Genomic DNA, 15,848 nt, shown 5'->3' with positions numbered 1-15,848 from the left:
CACCGACCAAAGCCATACGCCGAACTGACGGCAACAGTGGTGTTGGACACCGGCTAGGTCAGCTGGTGACTACCAACTCCAGCAGCGGCAGCGCACAGGAAACACGGTCCAGATCCAGCAGTGGAGCTCTTTGGCCGGCTGATTCCACACGGTTGTTCTTTCCAGTGTCATCGCACCAATCAGGAACGAAGGGCGTTGCGGAGACCCAGTAGTGACCGGTTTTACTCGCCGTTGGGACCACCAACGAGTAGCTAAATGCCCCCGCGTCGCTCATGGGTGAGAGCGCGGTGGAGAGGATCTGAGAATTACTGTCCAGCAGCTCGATGTGTACCTGAGCGTTCGTGCCGTACCGCGGGTTGCACGTGGCATCGGGTGCCGAAATACTTACGCTTGAGCCCGCTCGCACACTCTGGGAGCTGAGCTTATAGGGTGGTGGCATGCATCCACCGCTCCGTTCAAAAACCACTGAACAAGCTGTCGTGCCCAGACCTAGGCCCATGACCATCGCACCGACGAGCAAGAATCGGGTGCGATCGGGCAACCGAAGCGTTGTCACCGCGAAGTAGTTCATCTTCCCAGTGTTGATCGCGGCCACGCACTTTGACCAGCAACCTGCTTGATCGTTGGGCAGTTGTTGCTTTATCGGTGGGCAGTGGGAAGCTCCGTGGCTGGCGATCCGCCAGCCACGGAGTGCAGCATCATGAGTCGGGTGGGTGACTAGATATAGATCTCCGCTTTTGCTGGCGACCTCGTGTCCACGAACACCGATTCGTCTAGATGCGAGACCGAGGTTTTGCCAACGAAGCCCATGGCGCCCTTGAATTCATCGCGGAAGATCGTAAAGGCCTTTTCGACGGCTGCTTCACCGCCGGTGGCGAGCGCGTAGGCAAACGGGCGACCAGCCAGAGCGGCAGTGGCCCCGAGGCTCACGGCCTTGGCCACGTCGTGACCACGACGAATTCCTCCGTCGATATAGATTTCAGCACGGCCTGCCACCGCGTGGACGATGGAGGGCAGAACGTCGATGGTTGCCGGTTGAGAGTCGAACTGACGGCCACCGTGGTTAGAGACGAAGATTCCGTCCGCTCCTTCGTCGACGGCTCGAGCAGCGTCCTCGGCATCCATGATGCCCTTGATGACCAGCTTGCCCGACCACTCCGAGCGGAGCTTGGCGAAGTCATCCCAATTGGCCGACGCGTTCTTGTTTTCTGCCATCCAACTGTTCATCTCGCTCATGCGTAATGGGCGGCCGTCAATGTTGTAGTTTCCATAGGTCATTTTGCGGCCCGTGAGCCAGCGCCAGACCCATTCCGGACGTGTGGCGGTGTTGAAGTAGTCCAGGACTGGTGGGCGGGGCGGCATCGACAATCCGTGGTGCAGGTCGCGCTCACGCTTGCTCGATGACCCAACATCACCGGCCACCACCAGCGTTTTGACCCCGGCGTTGCGTGCTCGCTGAACGTAGCGATGAGTTTCGGCTTCGTCTTTCCAAAACGCCATCTGCGCCCAAAGATGTTCGGGGGCCACCTTCATCACTTCTTCAAGTGAGCATCCGGCCCACGCACTATGAATAAAGATGGTCCCGGCGCGCACCGCCGCCCGGGCCACGGCCGGGTCCGAGCCCGGATGGAAGATGGTCAGCATACCCATGGGGGAGACCATCAGTGGAAGATCGATGTTTTGTCCCAACACCGTTGTGGAGGTGTCGATGTTTGCAACATCAATCATGGAACGCTGTCGAAGTTGAAGCCTGTTCAGTTGGGCTTCATTGGCCTTGAGCGTGATCTCATCCAGGGCCCCGCCTTCGAGGTAATCCGAGATCATCTTAGGGAGTTTCTTCCGTGAGGCCAGCCGGTAGTCGTTAAGGCTGACGATCCACTTGTTCCTCATGCTTGTTGCTCCAATGCGGGGTTCAGGACGGGAGTCAAAGTACTTTTGCGAGAAATTGTTGAGTCCGGTGATGCTGCGGGGATTCCAAAACCGTGCGCGGATTTCCGTGTTCAACAACGTATCCGTCGTCCATGAAGATGAGATGGTCTCCAACTTCACGGGCGAAGCCCATTTCGTGGGTCACCACGATCATGGTCATGCCGCCTTCGGCGAGGCCGCGCATGACATCGAGTACCTCACCCACCAGTTCCGGATCCAGCGCGGAGGTCGGCTCGTCAAAAAGCATGAGCCGCGGCTCCATCGCTAGGGCCCGGGCAATGGCAACACGCTGTTGTTGTCCGCCCGAGAGTGATGCCGGGTAAGAGCCAGCCTTACTGGAGAGCCCGACTCGATCCAAGAGCTTTAACGCACGATTCTTGACGATGCTGCGGCTTTCCTTCTTCACACGAAGCGGAGCCTCACAGATGTTCTCGAGCACCGTCATATGGGGGAAGAGATTGAAGCTCTGGAACACCATGCCAATGTTTGCCCTCGACCTGGCTACCTCCGCATTTGATTGTAGATGAACACGGCCGTTCTTGACCTTGACCCCAATAGGTTCGCCCTCAACCAAAATGTAGCCGCCATCAAGGGTCTCCAGCTGGTTGATACACCGAAGGAACGTTGATTTTCCTGACCCGGAAGGCCCAATGATGCAGGTGACATCGCCCCTAGCGATGGTTAGATCGATGCCCTTGAGCACGTTGAGCGCACCGAAGTTCTTGACCACTCCGCGCGCCTCGACGACGATGTCGTTCATTTCGAGGTCTCCTGTGTCCTGTTGCGAATGCGGAAGGCGTTGATGACTCGTTCTCGATCCCATTTGGGTACGGGCCTGCCCGAACCGCGGTTGTAATGCCGTTCAATGAAGTACTGCCCGATGCTGAGGATGCTGGTCATCAGCAGGTACCAGAGACTTGCGGCAATGAGCAGCGGGATGGTCTTGAAGTTGGCGCTGTAGACCAGTTGCGCCGAATACAGCAGTTCGGGAAATGCCAATACGCTGACCAACGACGTGGTCTTGAGCATGGAGATTGTTTGATTGCCGGTGGGCGGGATGATGATCTTCATGGCCTGCGGAAGCACGATGCGCCGCAAAACGGTCAAGTTTCTCATGCCCAGTGCATTCGCCGCTTCGGTCTGCCCACGATGGACGCTGATCAGTCCCGCACGAACGATTTCGGACATATAGGCGCCCTCGTTGAGGCCCAATCCCAAGATCGCAGCCAAGAACGGTGTGATCAACGTGTTGGCGTCCACCGAGAAGAATTCGGGGCCAAAGGGAACTCCGATGATGATGCGAGGGTAGATCGCGGCAATGAAGCCCCAGAACAGCAGCTGAACAAAGACGGGAACACCACGGAAGAGCCAAATGAAGAAGGATGCCACCGCGGCCACAACGATGTTTTTGGACAGTCGTGCCAAGGCTAGGGCGACACCAATGACGATGCCGACCACCATGGAGATAATCGTCAACTGAAGGGTGCGCAGCAACCCGGTAAAGAGTCGTTCCGAGGCGAACCAGCCGAAAACTACGTCCCACTCAAAACGTGGGTTGGTGATGAGCGAATGGGCGACAACAAATACGAGGAAGAGCACGATGCCGGCGGTGATCCAGCGGGCGATGTGCAACTGCCGTGGGCGCTCGAGCAATAACGACCGGTCCACGGCATCGTCTTGTGTCAGCTCGTCGGTGGGTGTGTTGATGGAGCTCATGATGCTATTGCGCCTTATTAAAGGCGAAGTCGCTGATGGCTCCGCCGCCTACGCCCCACTTGTCCAGAATCTGCTGGTAGATACCGCTTTCTTCCAATGACTGCAGACCGAGCTCAATGGACTTTTCGAGCCCCGCGCCCTTTTTGAAGCCGATGCTGACCGGGGAGACGTCCAATTCACCCAAGACTTCGATCTGCCCTGCCTGCTGCACGGCATAGGCAAGCGTCGGGCCGTCAACGTAGACGGCGTCGATGCGTCCGGCGGTCAGGGCCAGATTTGGCGCCTGCATGTCCGCGTAGGTCAGAGGGATGATAGCTTCTTTTCCAGCCTTGGTGCATTTAGTGGACAGATCCGGCAGTCTCTTGAGGTCTTGGAAAGAACCCTTAAGTACTCCAACCTTCTTGCCGCACAGGTTGTCGAGTGCGAGTTTCTGCGGGTTGCCCGGCATCACGCCGATGCCGCTTCCGGACTGGTAGTAGTCAACGAAGTCCAAAACCTTCATACGCTCTGTGGACGGTGACATCTGCGAAACTGCCATGTCGAACTTTCCGGCGGCAATGCCCGGAATGATGGCGTCAAACGGGCCGCTGCTGACCGAAACGTCAAGACCCATGGCTTGACCCAGAGCGACGGCGAGTTCGGCGTCGATCCCGATCGTGGTGGTGCCATCCTCTGCCGCAAAGTGGAGTGGCGGTGAGCCCTGGCTCATCGTGGCGATCATCGTCCCTTTGTCACGAATAGCCTGGGGTAGGGCATCAGCGGCTGCCTGGTCAGTCTCGGCTTTGGGGATGACGATTTCAGAGGCCGAGGCCGAGGGATCCGTGGGTTTCGGATCATCGGGATTGGAGCAGCCGGTCAGGCTGAATGCAGCAAACGAGAGCGTAACGACTGCCAGCATCGTTGTTCTAAGTGGTTTTTTCACGGTTTGAGCACCTTATGTTGAAGCTTCGGAGTTGTCTCGGAGGAAGAGTCAATGCATGTAGAGAGTTCAAAGGAAAACGTGCGTGTGCTGGACCTGATGCGGAAATCCACACCCATCTATTCACCAGAACGTCCGAGGTGTGATTCAAGTCATGTAATCTTGAGCTATATCCTGCATCCTACACGATTTGGTACGGATTGAAATTGATCCGAGCCACCATGTTCAACACCCGCCCCGACTGGCACGGCAAGCGTCACAAGGGCCAGGTCCCGACGAATTTTTAGACAGTTCTGGCCATCAAAATTCGAATAGAATTCGGTCATGAGTCAAAGTTCTTCCCCCTTGGGAGTCTCCATGCTGCAGAAACGCCAGGTCCTTGCTGACCACGTCTTTGAGGCAGTGCTGTCACTGCTACTTGATGGGGAAGTGGCTACGGGTTCTGCACTGAGCATTGATGGCTTGGCCAAGCGCTTTGATGTTTCTTCCACGCCCGTGCGTGAGGCTTTAGCTCGACTCGAATCAACCGGAATGGTTCGACGTGAGGCCCTTCGCGGTTACAAGGTCACGGCCGGACCCACTGCCGAAGATGTCACCGACCTGCTGGTAACGCGACAGGTCCTAGAACCTGCCATGACGGCCTTGGCCTGCAAACGGGCAGATGACAATTTTGTTGCCGAACTTCGAGCCATCAATGCAGAACTCGAACGCTCGCGCCACGGAGGCGAGTCGTTTGTGGGTTACCGGCCGTATTGGAAAGCTGACGAACTTTTCCACCGACATATCGCCGAGTATGCGAACAACGAATTCTTGCTCCGAGCCTATGGATCTGTTGAGGGGCATATCCAACGGTTCAGACTTTTGGTTCACAATGACGAGGTCAGTGGTGAACACACGATCGGTGAGCATCAAGTGATCATTAACGCCTTCGCCGACCGGGACGAAACCGCGGCCAAGGAAGCAATGACCGCACATATCGCCGCCATCACGGCTCGAGCCGTGGACCTGCCCGTGTTCAACAAGCCCAACGAACAAGATTCGGTCTAAACCAGCCTGATTCCAAGCTCGTTGCGGTGGTGTTTTGGCGAACGGAAACGGCCATAACCAAGTCATAGCTAGGCCGTCGGACCTTGATATTTGGGCAGGGTAACGGGAATCCAAGGAAAATGCCAGAGCACGAAGAACAGCGGCTCGCTCATGCATAAAGCGCCCAGCCGAGCCTGTTAGTGTTCCAAGGGTTGTTCCAAAAGCTGGGAGTAGATGTTGCAGAAAAAGTTTGTTATTTCCTTGGCCCTGATCGCCTCGTTGGCGTTCACGGCTGGATGTAGTTCCGCCGCCGAATCAGATCCTGCCGCGGTCTCAAGTTCCGCCGCGGCTCCGGCCTCGGCCCCCACCCCCGATCTTGCCGGTGTCCCGGAGATCGTTGCGACGGTTAACGGTGAGGAGATCACCAAAGCGGACTTCACGCGGATTTATGAAACCCAGTTCGCGCAGGTTCAACAGCAGGCGCAAAGTTCCGGTCAAGAACTTGATCAAGCGCAGCTGCGAAAGCAAACGGCCGAAGGCCTGGTGAATACCGAGCTGTTGATCCAGGAGGCAGCCAAGAAGAAGATCTTTGCCACGGACAAGGATCTTGACGCTGCACTGGCCGATGTCGCCAAATCTAATGCTGTTTCCACGAAGGAATTCCTGAGCACCATGAAATCTCAGGGGCTCGATGAGGACGCGGTACGTTTGCAGCTCAAAACCCAGCTGGAAGTCGAACGGCTGATCGCCAAGGAAATCGGCGATTTCAAGCCCAGCGAGAAGGATCTCAAGGCCGCCTACAAGGTGGTGGAGGAGCAGTTCGCCGCGCAGGGAGCCACCGATGCAGCGGCCGCCAAGGCCCCTTCTTACAAAGAGATCAAGTCGGAGCTCTCTCAGCAGCTGAAGTTGCAGAAGGAAAGCGCTTCGGTGAAAAAGTACGCAGCGCAACTGCGCAAGACCGCGAAGATCACCACCAACATGTAGTCGTCGGTGGCAGTGCTAACTGATTTCCTCGGTCTCGAGGTGCTCCAGCAGCTCGGCCTCGGCCCGATCTAGATATCCGCGCAAGGATTCGGCGGCTTGCTCCCGGTCTCCGGCCTGTAGCAGCTCAACGAGTCCCGCGTTGAGTTGAACGTAGTGCGAGTGGAAGTCCGGGGCATCAATCATGGAGTGGAAGACCAGGCGCATCTGCGCCAGGACCTTGCCCATCAACTCCTGTAAATGGATGCTGCCGGTGGAAGCCACCAATGCCTGGTGGAAACACTGGTTGGCGTCGGCCATCTTGGCGATGTCACCGGCGTCGAGTGCGGCACGGGCATCAACGATGATTGCGGCCAAGGCCGCGACATCCTGCTTCGGCCCCCAGAGGATGGCAGCGGGTTCGATCATTCTGCGCACCGCGTAGATCTCCCGCACGCCGTCGGCACCGGGGGAAGCCACAAAGACGCCACGATTGGGGATTCGGGTGATGATCAGTTCCTGATCCAGGACGCCGAAGGCCTCGCGCAGGGTATTGCGTGAAATTCCCAGTTCTCCCGAGATCACCTGCTCGGAGAGTTTGGCTCCGGGAAGCAGCTGCCCCTCGGCAATGCGCGCGCGCAGCACCGCGGCGACCCAGGCACCGGTGTGTGCGTGGGTCGAGCCCTCGGCGAGGGCCAATGAGGAAAGCGCTGCGTTCAAAACCATCCCACCAATCTAATCGAGTCTCGCCGTACCCCTAGCAAGCGTTAAGCGATGGAACCGAGCGCTTCGCCGCGAGCGATGGTAGCACCTGGCTCCTGTGTGCCGCGCGTGAAGGTCCCGCCGCGATGTGCAGGGATGGTCGATTCCATTTTCATGGCTTCGAGCACCGCCACGGTGTCGCCCTCGGCAACTACCGCTCCATCCTCAATGACCCACTTCACCAGATTGCCGTTCATCGAGGCCACCACGGTCGCGCCGTCGCTGGCGGCCGGCAGGGAGACTCCAGCGGCGTTGAGGGCGGCACCGGCTCCACCGTGGCGGATGGCGTCAACCAGTGAGGCGGGCAGACCCAGCCCCATCGATTTTCCGTTGACCTCAATGGTCAGGGTTTCGCGTTCTGCCCCCGGCTCGGCAGCGGCGATCTCGGGAGAAGAGGCGAGCTCTTCGGCGAACTCGGATTCGATCCAGGTGGTGTACACCCCGTAGCGCTCGTTGTTCGTGAAGTCGGCATTGCGCACCACCGCACGGTGGAAGGGCAACACGGAGGGGACTCCGGTGATGACCATTTCATCCAATGCCACCTTGGCCCGGCGCAACGCCTGCTCGCGGGTCGCGCCGGTAACAATCAGCTTGGCCATCAGCGAATCGTAGTGCGAGGGAATCACCGAATTGGTGCGCACGCCCGAATCCACGCGTACTCCGGAACCGGTCGGTGCCTCAAAGGCGGTGATGCGGCCGGGGCCGGGCAGGAAGCCGCGGGCCGGGTCCTCGGCATTAATTCGGAACTCGAAGGAGTGACCGGTGGGAACCGGGTCCTGCGTGAAGCTGATGGCCTCACCGGCGGCAATCCTAAATTGCTCGCCCACCAGGTCAACACCGGTAGTTTCCTCGGTGATCGGGTGTTCAACCTGAAGTCGGGTGTTCACCTCCAGGAAGGAGATCAAACCGTCCGGGGCCACCAGATATTCGACGGTTCCGGCACCGTGATAACCAGCCTCTGCGCAAATGGCCTTGGCCGATGCATGGATGGAGGCACGCTGCTCATCACTCAGGAACGGGGCGGGTGCCTCTTCAACAAGCTTCTGGTTGCGGCGCTGCAGCGAGCAGTCGCGTGTGCCGACCACTACAACGTTGCCGTGGGTATCGGCCAGTATCTGGGCCTCAACGTGGCGCGGCTTGTCCAGGAAGCGTTCGACGAAGCATTCTCCGCGGCCGAAGGCCACGGTGGCTTCGCGGACTGCCGATTCGAAGGCGTCGTCGATGTCCTCGAAGTTGCGCACTACCTTGATGCCGCGTCCACCGCCGCCGAAGGCCGCCTTGATGGCCACCGGCAGACCGAATTCTTGGGCGAAGGCCCGGACCTCGGCACCGGATTCCACCGGTCCGTCGGTGCCCGGCACCAGCGGGGCTCCGGCGCGCACCGCGATCTCACGCGCTGTCACCTTGTTGCCGAGCGCACGGATGGATTCGGGGCTCGGGCCGATCCAGCTGAGCCCGGCGTCGATCACGGCCTGAGCAAAGTCGGCGTTCTCGGACAGGAAACCATACCCCGGGTGCACCGCATCGGCCCCGGAGAGCTGGGCGATTGCCAGGATCTTTTCGATGTCGAGGTAGGTTTGGGCGCCGCTTGTCCCGTTCAGTGGGTAGGCCTCATCGGCGCGACGCACGTGTAGTGCATCGGCGTCCGGGTCCGAGTAGACGGCCACGGACATCAGGCCATGATCCGCTGCGGCACGGGCAATGCGGACGGCGATTTCGCCGCGGTTGGCGATCAGTACTTTTTTCATGCCGAGACTCCTTGGTGGTTTGTTGCCCGTGACGATGTTGGACGATGGGTGAGCGGGTCAACCAGCTCAAAGTGGAGGCGTGCGCCGGGCGGTAATTGTGCGGCTGCCGGTAGGTCCTCGGCGATGACCGTGGCGATCACCGGGTAACCTCCGGTAACCGGATGATCGGCCAAAAATAGGACCGGTAGTCCGGAGGGTGGGACCTGCAGAGACCCCACGGCTACGCCCTCACTGGCCAATTCCCCGGTGCGGATCCGCTGTAGGGGAGCTGCGCCATCGGTGAGTTGGAGGCGAACACCCACGCGGTTCGATTCGGCCGAAGCGATCCAGTCCTGCGAGGTGAGACGTTCTAGTCCGGCGGGGCCGAACCAGTCATCTCGCGGTCCGGCGCTGATGCGCAGCGTGAACACACCGTTGGCATCGGGCACCGGCAGCGTGGAGGGCTCCGGGTTGCCCACCACGTGGGAGCCGATGATGGCCCCGATAGGCAGGATGCTGCCCGTGATGAGGGGTGCCGGACCGATCCCGGACATCGAGTCGGTGGAGCGCGAGCCCAGCACCGGGGTTACATCGATGCCTCCGCGGACACCCACGTAACTGCGCAGTGCGGATCCGGTGGGGCTCAGCCGCAGCGTTTCGCCGTTCAGCAGGGCAAAGGGAGTGTTCATCTCCACGCTACGGGTCTCATGGAAATCATCGTCCTGCGCGGCGGTGATGAGCAGTTCTGCGGTGGCGCCGGTGACGGCCAGCACCGCATCTTCGTGAGCCAAAAACGTTGCCGTACCCAGCAGATTTTCCACCACTGCCGCGGAGGCCACATTGCCCACCAATCGGTTGGCGGCGCGTGCGGAGGAGGTATCTGCTGCTCCCGCAGCGGAAACGCCCAGATCACCCAATCCCACGCGGCCCAGATCTTGGATCAGTGACTGCAATCCGGGATCCAGCACCTCAAGGTGCGCACCGCTAAGAGCGGGAACATTTTTGGGTTCGCTGGGGGCCGCGCCCGTTGACATCGTCAGTGAAGTGCGTGAGGCGATGAACCGCACGCGGTCCTGCGGACGGATCAGCGCGGGGTTTTCCCGCTGAAGGTCCCAGAGCACGGCATCGGTGTGCCCGATCAGCTGCCATCCGCCGGGGGACTGGCGGGGGTAAACCGCCGAATAGTCACCAGCCAGAGCCACGGCTCCGGAGGGCACGACCTTGCGGGGGGTGTCGCGGCGCGGCACGTTAAGTGTTTGGTTCTCGCCACGTAGGTAGGCGAACCCGGGGGCAAAACCACCAAATGCGGCACGCCAGATCTGCGCGGTGTGGGCGTTGATGACGCCTTCGATGCTCAGCCCGGTGAGCGCTGCCACCTCGGCGAGGTCTTCGCCGTCGTAGTGCACCGGGACCTCAACCAGAGACCCGCTGTCCGTGGGGGCGGAGCCGAGTTCCAGTGCCGGGATCAGTGCGGCGATCTTTTGAGCCGCGGCCCAGGAGTCGGTTTTGATAAAGATGGTGGAGGCGGCTGCCAGCACATCAAGTTGCCCCGGCAGTGGGGCGGTCTTGAGCAGGGCGGCCAGAGCCAGCACCGAATCAAGATCCGAGAGTTCTACGAGTACCGAGCGCGTGCCGGCAAAACGGGTGTTGAGGATGCTCATACGAAGCTCTTGATTGTGATGCCGGCATTGATCAGACCGGCCCGTACGGCGGCGGCCATGGCCACGGCACCGGCGGTGTCGCCATGTACGCAGATACTTTCGGCTTCCATGGGGATCACCGTTCCGTCGATGGCCACGACGGTCTTTTCGGTGGCCAAGCGGATCATGTTGGCAGTGACAATCTCTGGGTCGTGCAGTACGGCGTTGGCCTCGCGGCGGGAGACCAGGGTGCCGTCGGGGTTGTAGTTTCGATCAGCAAAGGCCTCGGCCACCGGACGCAGACCAGCGCTCTTGGCCTTGGCTAGGGCCACGGAGCCGGGCAACAGCAGCACCGGAAGATCGGAGCCGAAGGCGCGGATGGCGTCAATGACGGCTTGGGCGTGGACCTCGTGATGCACGATGGTGTTGTAGAGGGCACCGTGTGGTTTGACGTACTTGATGGTGGAGCCTGCGGCCCGGGCCAGAGCCTCAAGGGCACCAAGCTGGTAGAGCACATCATCTGCCAGTTCGGTGGGGGAGCAGTCCAGGAACCGGCGGCCAAAGCCGGCGAGGTCGCGGTAACCCACGTGAGCGCCGATGGTGACATTTGCACCCACGGCATCTCGGCAGGTTTGGGCAATGACGCTGGGGTCTCCCGCATGGAATCCGCAGGCGACGTTCGCCGAGGAGACGGAGGCAAAAATGGCAGCGTCGTCACCCATGGTCCAGTTGCCGAAAGATTCTCCAACGTCGGAATTCAGGTCGATGTAAGTCATTTGTGACCCCCGTCTCGTGGTTGTGTTTCATTAAGAATGCACTACGAACGCAGATTGTTCAACAATCCACCGACATCTTTTTGTGGGCGGGGCCAATCCGCGGAAAAATTGGTCGTGGTGTATCGGGCGCTGACGTGCCTAGGATGGGAAAACATAGGGGCAGGGTCCCGATTACGGGGCAGCGTCCGGACCAAGGGATGTGGGTACATGAGATTTATCTTTGAGGTCGACATGAACACCGAGGCAATGAAGCTTAATCCCGAGGCCGAGCTGGGCCGGGTGCTGCGGTATTGGGCCGGGAACCTGAAAAATTATCCAATGGAGCCGGGCACCGGCGAAGAGATCGTTGATAGCGAATACAAGGATGCCGGCAGCTGGGCCATCGTGGGTGACTAGCCGATCCGTCGTCCCGACTGCCGCGCGTCACCGGATGCACGGAAAGATCACTGCAAGAATGTGACTCATGGATTTACAAGTCATCACCACCGTTGTTGCAGGGTTGCTATTGGCCGTCGCCGTAGTTGGAACCATCGTCCCGGTGCTTCCCGGAAGCCTGCTGGCCATTGGCACGCTTTTGGCCTGGGCATGGATCATCGGCAGTCCCGCGGCATGGTGGTGCGCGGGCATTGGAATGGCACTGGCGCTCGCCGGGTTCAGTGCCTCCGCGGTACTGACCGGACGCAATATGAAACAGCAAAAAATTCCGCGCGGATCGATCGCGCTGGGTATCGCGCTGGCGGTGGTGGGAATGTTCGTCATTCCCGTGCTGGGCTTGTTCCTGGGTTTTGCGCTGGGTCTGGTGCTGGGCGAATTTGCTCGACGTAAGGACTTTGGGGCAGCCTTGGCCGCCTCCGGCTCGGCACTCAAGGCCATGGGATGGGGAGTTCTGGTTGAGTTTGGTGCCGCGGCGCTGGCCTCATCGATCTGGATGATCGGCGTGATCGCGCACTTTATGACCCGCTAGCCTCCTTTGTGGGGCCCGCCACGCATTTCTGGCGGTCTAGACCACAGGCCCCTGTGAGCTTGCCAACCGAAAGGTGGATATATCGCCCTCGGCGCAAAAAACGCACGTAACCTCAAAGAGAAGATGGAAAATCTTGCGGGTGTGTAGTTCCCCGCTCAAGCGATTTTTGAGGGGTTAGCTATGCGTTTGGCACAAAGAAGAATGCCGCTGGGCGAGGACATCTTGCTGGCACGTCACGGCTCGAACATCGCCGAGATGACCCAAGACCGCAAGCACAATCTCACCCGAGCACGTCTGTGTGATGGAAGCATTGACACCGCCTCGAACCACCTGGTGAACCTCAACGCCATGGCATCGCTGACCCCGGCCGAGCGGATGAGCAAGGTGGCCGAGAACTACACCGAAGATCGACTTTTGGTCAGCCGCAGCGAGATCCGCTTCATGGCCAAGTTGTCAGGGATCTGGTTGGTCGCATCAAGCGCCCTGATCATCGGATTCGGTTGGGCAATCTACAACTACGGTGATCCGGAAATGCTCGTGCAGATGATGAACACCCCGATTATGTAATCACGGTCCGCACCACCCTTGACGCCTTGTTGGCACCGCCCTTCGGATGATCCGGAGCTGGTACCGACGGGGCGTTTTTTGTTTCTGTGGTGCGGCTCGGTGCTTGCGGAATAAGAATCCCGAATCAAACGCAGATGACGACGGCGGAGATCGTGGCCCGGGGTTAACGTCATGATCGAGGACCAAGCAAAACACTGGCCAACGTTGCTTCGGCACTGATGGTCTTTATGATTGCTGCCATTCTTCCGCGCTAAGGTGATGACTACTGAAGGTGCCCCAGAACTCCCCACGCGGTCGAAAAATGGAGATCACACGATGTCGGTATTGCCCGAGCCCACAACCAACCGTTCACGGACCATCCACTTCCAGAGTCCCGAATCGGACAAGGCCAAGGTATTTGAGCGCAGCGGAATCGAACAACTGCGTGCCATCGCCTCGGGGCTCGTCGCGGCGCCGCCGATCAGCAGTCACATCGGGTTGGGATTTGTTTCCGTCGCCGATGGAGACGTGGTGATGACCGCGGAACCTGACGAATCACACTACAACCCCATCGGATCGGTCCACGGCGGGTTCTTCGCCACGGTCCTGGACTCCGTGTGCGGATGTGCCGTCCACAGCACGCTGCCGGTGGGAGTCGGATACACCAGTCTGGAAATCAAGGTGTCATTCCTGCATCCCATCACCGCCGAAACCGGCACCGTCACCGCTCATGGGTGGGTCACCCGGCGAGCCAAGAATGTGGCCTTCGCCGAAGCTGAAATTCGGGACACCGAGGATCGGGTGCTGGCCACTGCCTCGAGCACGTGCCTGATTATTTACCCGAAGAGCGCGGCTACCGGCACTCCGAGCAGCGTCGTCCGGGACTGATCGGCGGCGTCGTCGCGAGCCAGCGTGAACGCTGCTCGGGCACAACGGCGTTTGATGCTCTTGACTACGTGTTACCGGGTGAAGGTGAGGTGGATGGTGCCGCTCTCGGCGACTTCTGTTCTCACCTTGTGCGTAAGGTCCAGGCCAGGCAGCTCGTCCCACAACCGGGTTCCTCGGCCAAGCATAATGGGGGCGACCAAGAGGTGCAGGTCATCAATCAGGCCGGCACGTAGGAACGCGCGCGCGGTGCCCATTCCACCGCCGACGCGCACATCTAGACCGCCCGCCGCTTCTCTCGCTTCGGCCAGCACGTCTTCGATGGGGCCGCTGCGGAAGTGGAACGTGGTTCCGCCCTCCATCGGGATCGACGGACGTGGTGCGGTGTGTGTCAGGACGTATACCGGTGCGCCGAACGGCGGCCGGTCGCCCCACCAGCCCTTCCACTGCGGATCGTCGGGGAACGCATGCAGGCCGAACATCGACGCGCCCATGATTTCCGCCCCGACGCCCTCAAAAAACGCCGCGGCGTAAGCATCATCGATTCCGGTCGTGCCGCTACCGGTGGTGTCACCGAAAACGTTCTGACGGAATGTGCGGGTCGCGGAGTAGGCCTCCGTGAGGCGGCCCCAATCATCGCCCATCGGATTTTCGGGTGACTGGCCGGTCGTCGAGGTGTATCCGTCCAGCGCAACAAACAGGTCCATACGAACGCGTGTCATATCTATTCTCCTTCGGGGATGGTGCCGGTTAGATGGGTGACGAGCCGGTCGGCATGGTGTTGAGCGTCGGTTCGCGAGACCTTCCGGTCAGCTGATGCCGGTGCCATTCTCCGGTCGATGCGGGCGCTAGCGAGGACTATTCAGACTCGGAATCGTCGTTTTTTGTGGTCGGCAAAGCCTTATCTGCGGCTGGTGAACGCTGAGAGGCATACTTACCAATTTTGACTAGCACCCACACGACGAGTGCTAGAGAGGCGAATCCTACGATATAGATGATGATGTCGTAGGCGTTTAGTTCCAGGGGGTTCATCTGGCAAGCGTACCTAGTCGCGCTGCGTCTGCGCAGGACGACCATTCCCGAATCAGGTGTTTGGCTGCATTGGCTACCTCCGTGGCTAAACGCGCGGGCATGACTCAGCTGGGACCTATCCGAAAATGGACGGCTCTATGGGCTCACTTGTGGCCGGCATCGCGGTGCAAGAACTCCGTAGGCACGTCCTTAATCGAGTTCTGCGTTCGCCAAGAGTCCGGTAATCATGGCTCGCAAACCAGTGATGAAGGCATCCTCGGCACTGTTGTTTCCGGTCGCTCGTTGCGCGGCTAGGGCGCCCTCGAAGTGGGGGATATTTCCGGCGTTGGCTCCCGGGTCAAAGATATCCAAGGGTGCGGTGGCGTCGAGTGCGGACCCGAAAATGAACGACTCGATGGCAACGATGCTCGGGATGATCTGTGACTGCTTCCAGCCTGCTCGGGTGAAGCCGGCGGCAACTTCCTCGTACATCTGAAGCGTCCGTGGGGACCCGGAGACCGGTAAGACGGCAATAAGCGGAATTAGGGGCGCGTGATCAACAAAAATATCGCGGTAGCTCGCCGCCCAGCGAAGCAGGGCCTGCTCCAGCGGATGTGTCGCGAAGGCCGAGGAGTCGACCCCGTCCATCACGATTTCCTGGATCCATTGCATGAGTTCCTGTTTGGATTCCACGTGGTTATAGAGCGCCGACGGTGAGACGCCGAGTGCCTTGGCCACCGCTGACATGGTCAGGGCGGTGTAGCCGCCGGAGGTCACTAGCTTTAGTGAAGCCCGTGCGATCAGTTCGCGGTCAAGCACGCCCGAGCGCGGGCGACCGACGCGGCGCCGTGGCGCCCCGCCGGGAGTAGCTGATTCCTGCATTAAAGTCCGCTCCTGACGTGGTCCACTTCACAACGGCCCATCTTATGATCTACCATTGAACCAGTCTAGTAAATGAACGTCATTCATTTAGTAATCGAAAGAAGT

17 protein-coding genes are annotated in these 15,848 nt (G+C 59.7%); 6 read left to right on the top strand and 11 right to left on the bottom strand.

The genetic code is table 11. From position 1 onward, the window contains the following. Nucleotides 1-58 precede the first annotated feature (58 nt). The 5 genes from HED64_RS02245 to HED64_RS02225 form a co-directional block, all read right to left on the bottom strand. Nucleotides 59-439 (bottom strand): hypothetical protein, encoded by a 381-nt coding sequence (locus HED64_RS02245; RefSeq protein WP_168150464.1) that lies wholly within the window; start codon nucleotides 437-439, stop codon nucleotides 59-61. Nucleotides 440-717: 278 nt separating this feature from the next. Beyond that, nucleotides 718-1,890, bottom strand: coding sequence for an alpha-hydroxy acid oxidase (locus HED64_RS02240; protein ID WP_168150463.1), 1,173 nt, complete (start codon nucleotides 1,888-1,890; stop codon nucleotides 718-720). A gap of 34 nt (nucleotides 1,891-1,924) precedes the next feature. Then, nucleotides 1,925-2,689, bottom strand: a complete 765-nt coding sequence (locus HED64_RS02235; RefSeq protein ID WP_168150462.1) for an amino acid ABC transporter ATP-binding protein — start codon at nucleotides 2,687-2,689, stop codon at nucleotides 1,925-1,927. Further along, on the bottom strand, nucleotides 2,686-3,645 hold the full coding sequence (locus HED64_RS02230) for an amino acid ABC transporter permease (RefSeq protein ID WP_168150461.1): 960 nt from the start codon (nucleotides 3,643-3,645) through the stop codon (nucleotides 2,686-2,688). The genes HED64_RS02235 and HED64_RS02230 overlap by 4 nt, the downstream gene beginning before the upstream one ends. Nucleotides 3,646-3,649: 4 nt before the next feature. Beyond that, nucleotides 3,650-4,567, bottom strand: coding sequence for a transporter substrate-binding domain-containing protein (locus HED64_RS02225; RefSeq protein WP_168150460.1), 918 nt, complete (start codon nucleotides 4,565-4,567; stop codon nucleotides 3,650-3,652). A 321-nt stretch (nucleotides 4,568-4,888) separates the two neighbouring features. Here HED64_RS02225 and HED64_RS02220 point away from each other — a divergent pair, with 321 nt between their 5' ends. Further along, nucleotides 4,889-5,611, top strand: a complete 723-nt coding sequence (locus tag HED64_RS02220) for a GntR family transcriptional regulator (RefSeq protein ID WP_168150459.1) — start codon at nucleotides 4,889-4,891, stop codon at nucleotides 5,609-5,611. Between the two features lie 213 nt (nucleotides 5,612-5,824). After that, the gene (locus tag HED64_RS02215; protein ID WP_168150458.1) at nucleotides 5,825-6,574 is read left to right on the top strand and encodes a SurA N-terminal domain-containing protein; all 750 of its coding nucleotides are present in this window, start codon (nucleotides 5,825-5,827) and stop codon (nucleotides 6,572-6,574) included. 15 nt (nucleotides 6,575-6,589) lie between these two features. On the opposite strand, the gene HED64_RS02210 is transcribed toward HED64_RS02215, so the two are convergent. From HED64_RS02210 to HED64_RS02195, 4 genes are read right to left on the bottom strand one after another with little or no spacing between them, the layout of a single operon-like run. Beyond that, nucleotides 6,590-7,276, bottom strand: coding sequence for a GntR family transcriptional regulator (locus HED64_RS02210; protein ID WP_168150457.1), 687 nt, complete (start codon nucleotides 7,274-7,276; stop codon nucleotides 6,590-6,592). A 41-nt stretch (nucleotides 7,277-7,317) separates the two neighbouring features. Beyond that, nucleotides 7,318-9,060, bottom strand: coding sequence for an acetyl/propionyl/methylcrotonyl-CoA carboxylase subunit alpha (locus HED64_RS02205; protein ID WP_168150456.1), 1,743 nt, complete (start codon nucleotides 9,058-9,060; stop codon nucleotides 7,318-7,320). Then, a complete protein-coding gene (locus HED64_RS02200) occupies nucleotides 9,057-10,700 on the bottom strand; it encodes a 5-oxoprolinase subunit B/C family protein (RefSeq protein WP_168150455.1) in 1,644 nt (547 codons plus the stop codon). Before HED64_RS02200 ends, HED64_RS02205 begins: the two co-directional genes overlap by 4 nt. Continuing rightward, on the bottom strand, nucleotides 10,697-11,455 hold the full coding sequence (locus HED64_RS02195; protein ID WP_168150454.1) for a LamB/YcsF family protein: 759 nt from the start codon (nucleotides 11,453-11,455) through the stop codon (nucleotides 10,697-10,699). Before HED64_RS02195 ends, HED64_RS02200 begins: the two co-directional genes overlap by 4 nt. A 207-nt stretch (nucleotides 11,456-11,662) precedes the next feature. Here HED64_RS02195 and HED64_RS02190 point away from each other — a divergent pair, with 207 nt between their 5' ends. The 4 genes from HED64_RS02190 (at nucleotide 11,663) to HED64_RS02175 (ending at nucleotide 13,853) form a co-directional block, all read left to right on the top strand. Beyond that, a complete protein-coding gene (locus HED64_RS02190; RefSeq protein WP_132359574.1) occupies nucleotides 11,663-11,851 on the top strand; it encodes a hypothetical protein in 189 nt (62 codons plus the stop codon). Between the two features lie 67 nt (nucleotides 11,852-11,918). Then, nucleotides 11,919-12,419: a DUF456 domain-containing protein gene (locus tag HED64_RS02185; RefSeq protein ID WP_168150453.1), complete on the top strand. Its 501-nt coding sequence runs from the start codon at nucleotides 11,919-11,921 to the stop codon at nucleotides 12,417-12,419. A 180-nt stretch (nucleotides 12,420-12,599) separates the two neighbouring features. Then, the gene (locus HED64_RS02180; RefSeq protein ID WP_168150452.1) at nucleotides 12,600-12,986 is read left to right on the top strand and encodes a hypothetical protein; all 387 of its coding nucleotides are present in this window, start codon (nucleotides 12,600-12,602) and stop codon (nucleotides 12,984-12,986) included. Between the two features lie 315 nt (nucleotides 12,987-13,301). Beyond that, nucleotides 13,302-13,853, top strand: a complete 552-nt coding sequence (locus HED64_RS02175; RefSeq protein WP_168150451.1) for a PaaI family thioesterase — start codon at nucleotides 13,302-13,304, stop codon at nucleotides 13,851-13,853. Nucleotides 13,854-13,924: 71 nt separating this feature from the next. On the opposite strand, the gene HED64_RS02170 is transcribed toward HED64_RS02175, so the two are convergent. Continuing rightward, on the bottom strand, nucleotides 13,925-14,572 hold the full coding sequence (locus tag HED64_RS02170; RefSeq protein WP_168150450.1) for a dihydrofolate reductase family protein: 648 nt from the start codon (nucleotides 14,570-14,572) through the stop codon (nucleotides 13,925-13,927). 499 nt (nucleotides 14,573-15,071) lie between these two features. Continuing rightward, on the bottom strand, nucleotides 15,072-15,743 hold the full coding sequence (locus HED64_RS02165) for a TetR/AcrR family transcriptional regulator (RefSeq protein ID WP_168150449.1): 672 nt from the start codon (nucleotides 15,741-15,743) through the stop codon (nucleotides 15,072-15,074). Nucleotides 15,744-15,848 lie beyond the last annotated feature (105 nt).

The organism is Paeniglutamicibacter terrestris, assembly GCF_012271785.1.
In the GTDB taxonomy this organism is placed as follows: Bacteria; Actinomycetota; Actinomycetes; order Actinomycetales; family Micrococcaceae; genus Paeniglutamicibacter; species Paeniglutamicibacter terrestris.
This window is presented reverse-complemented; position numbering and strand designations above follow the sequence as displayed.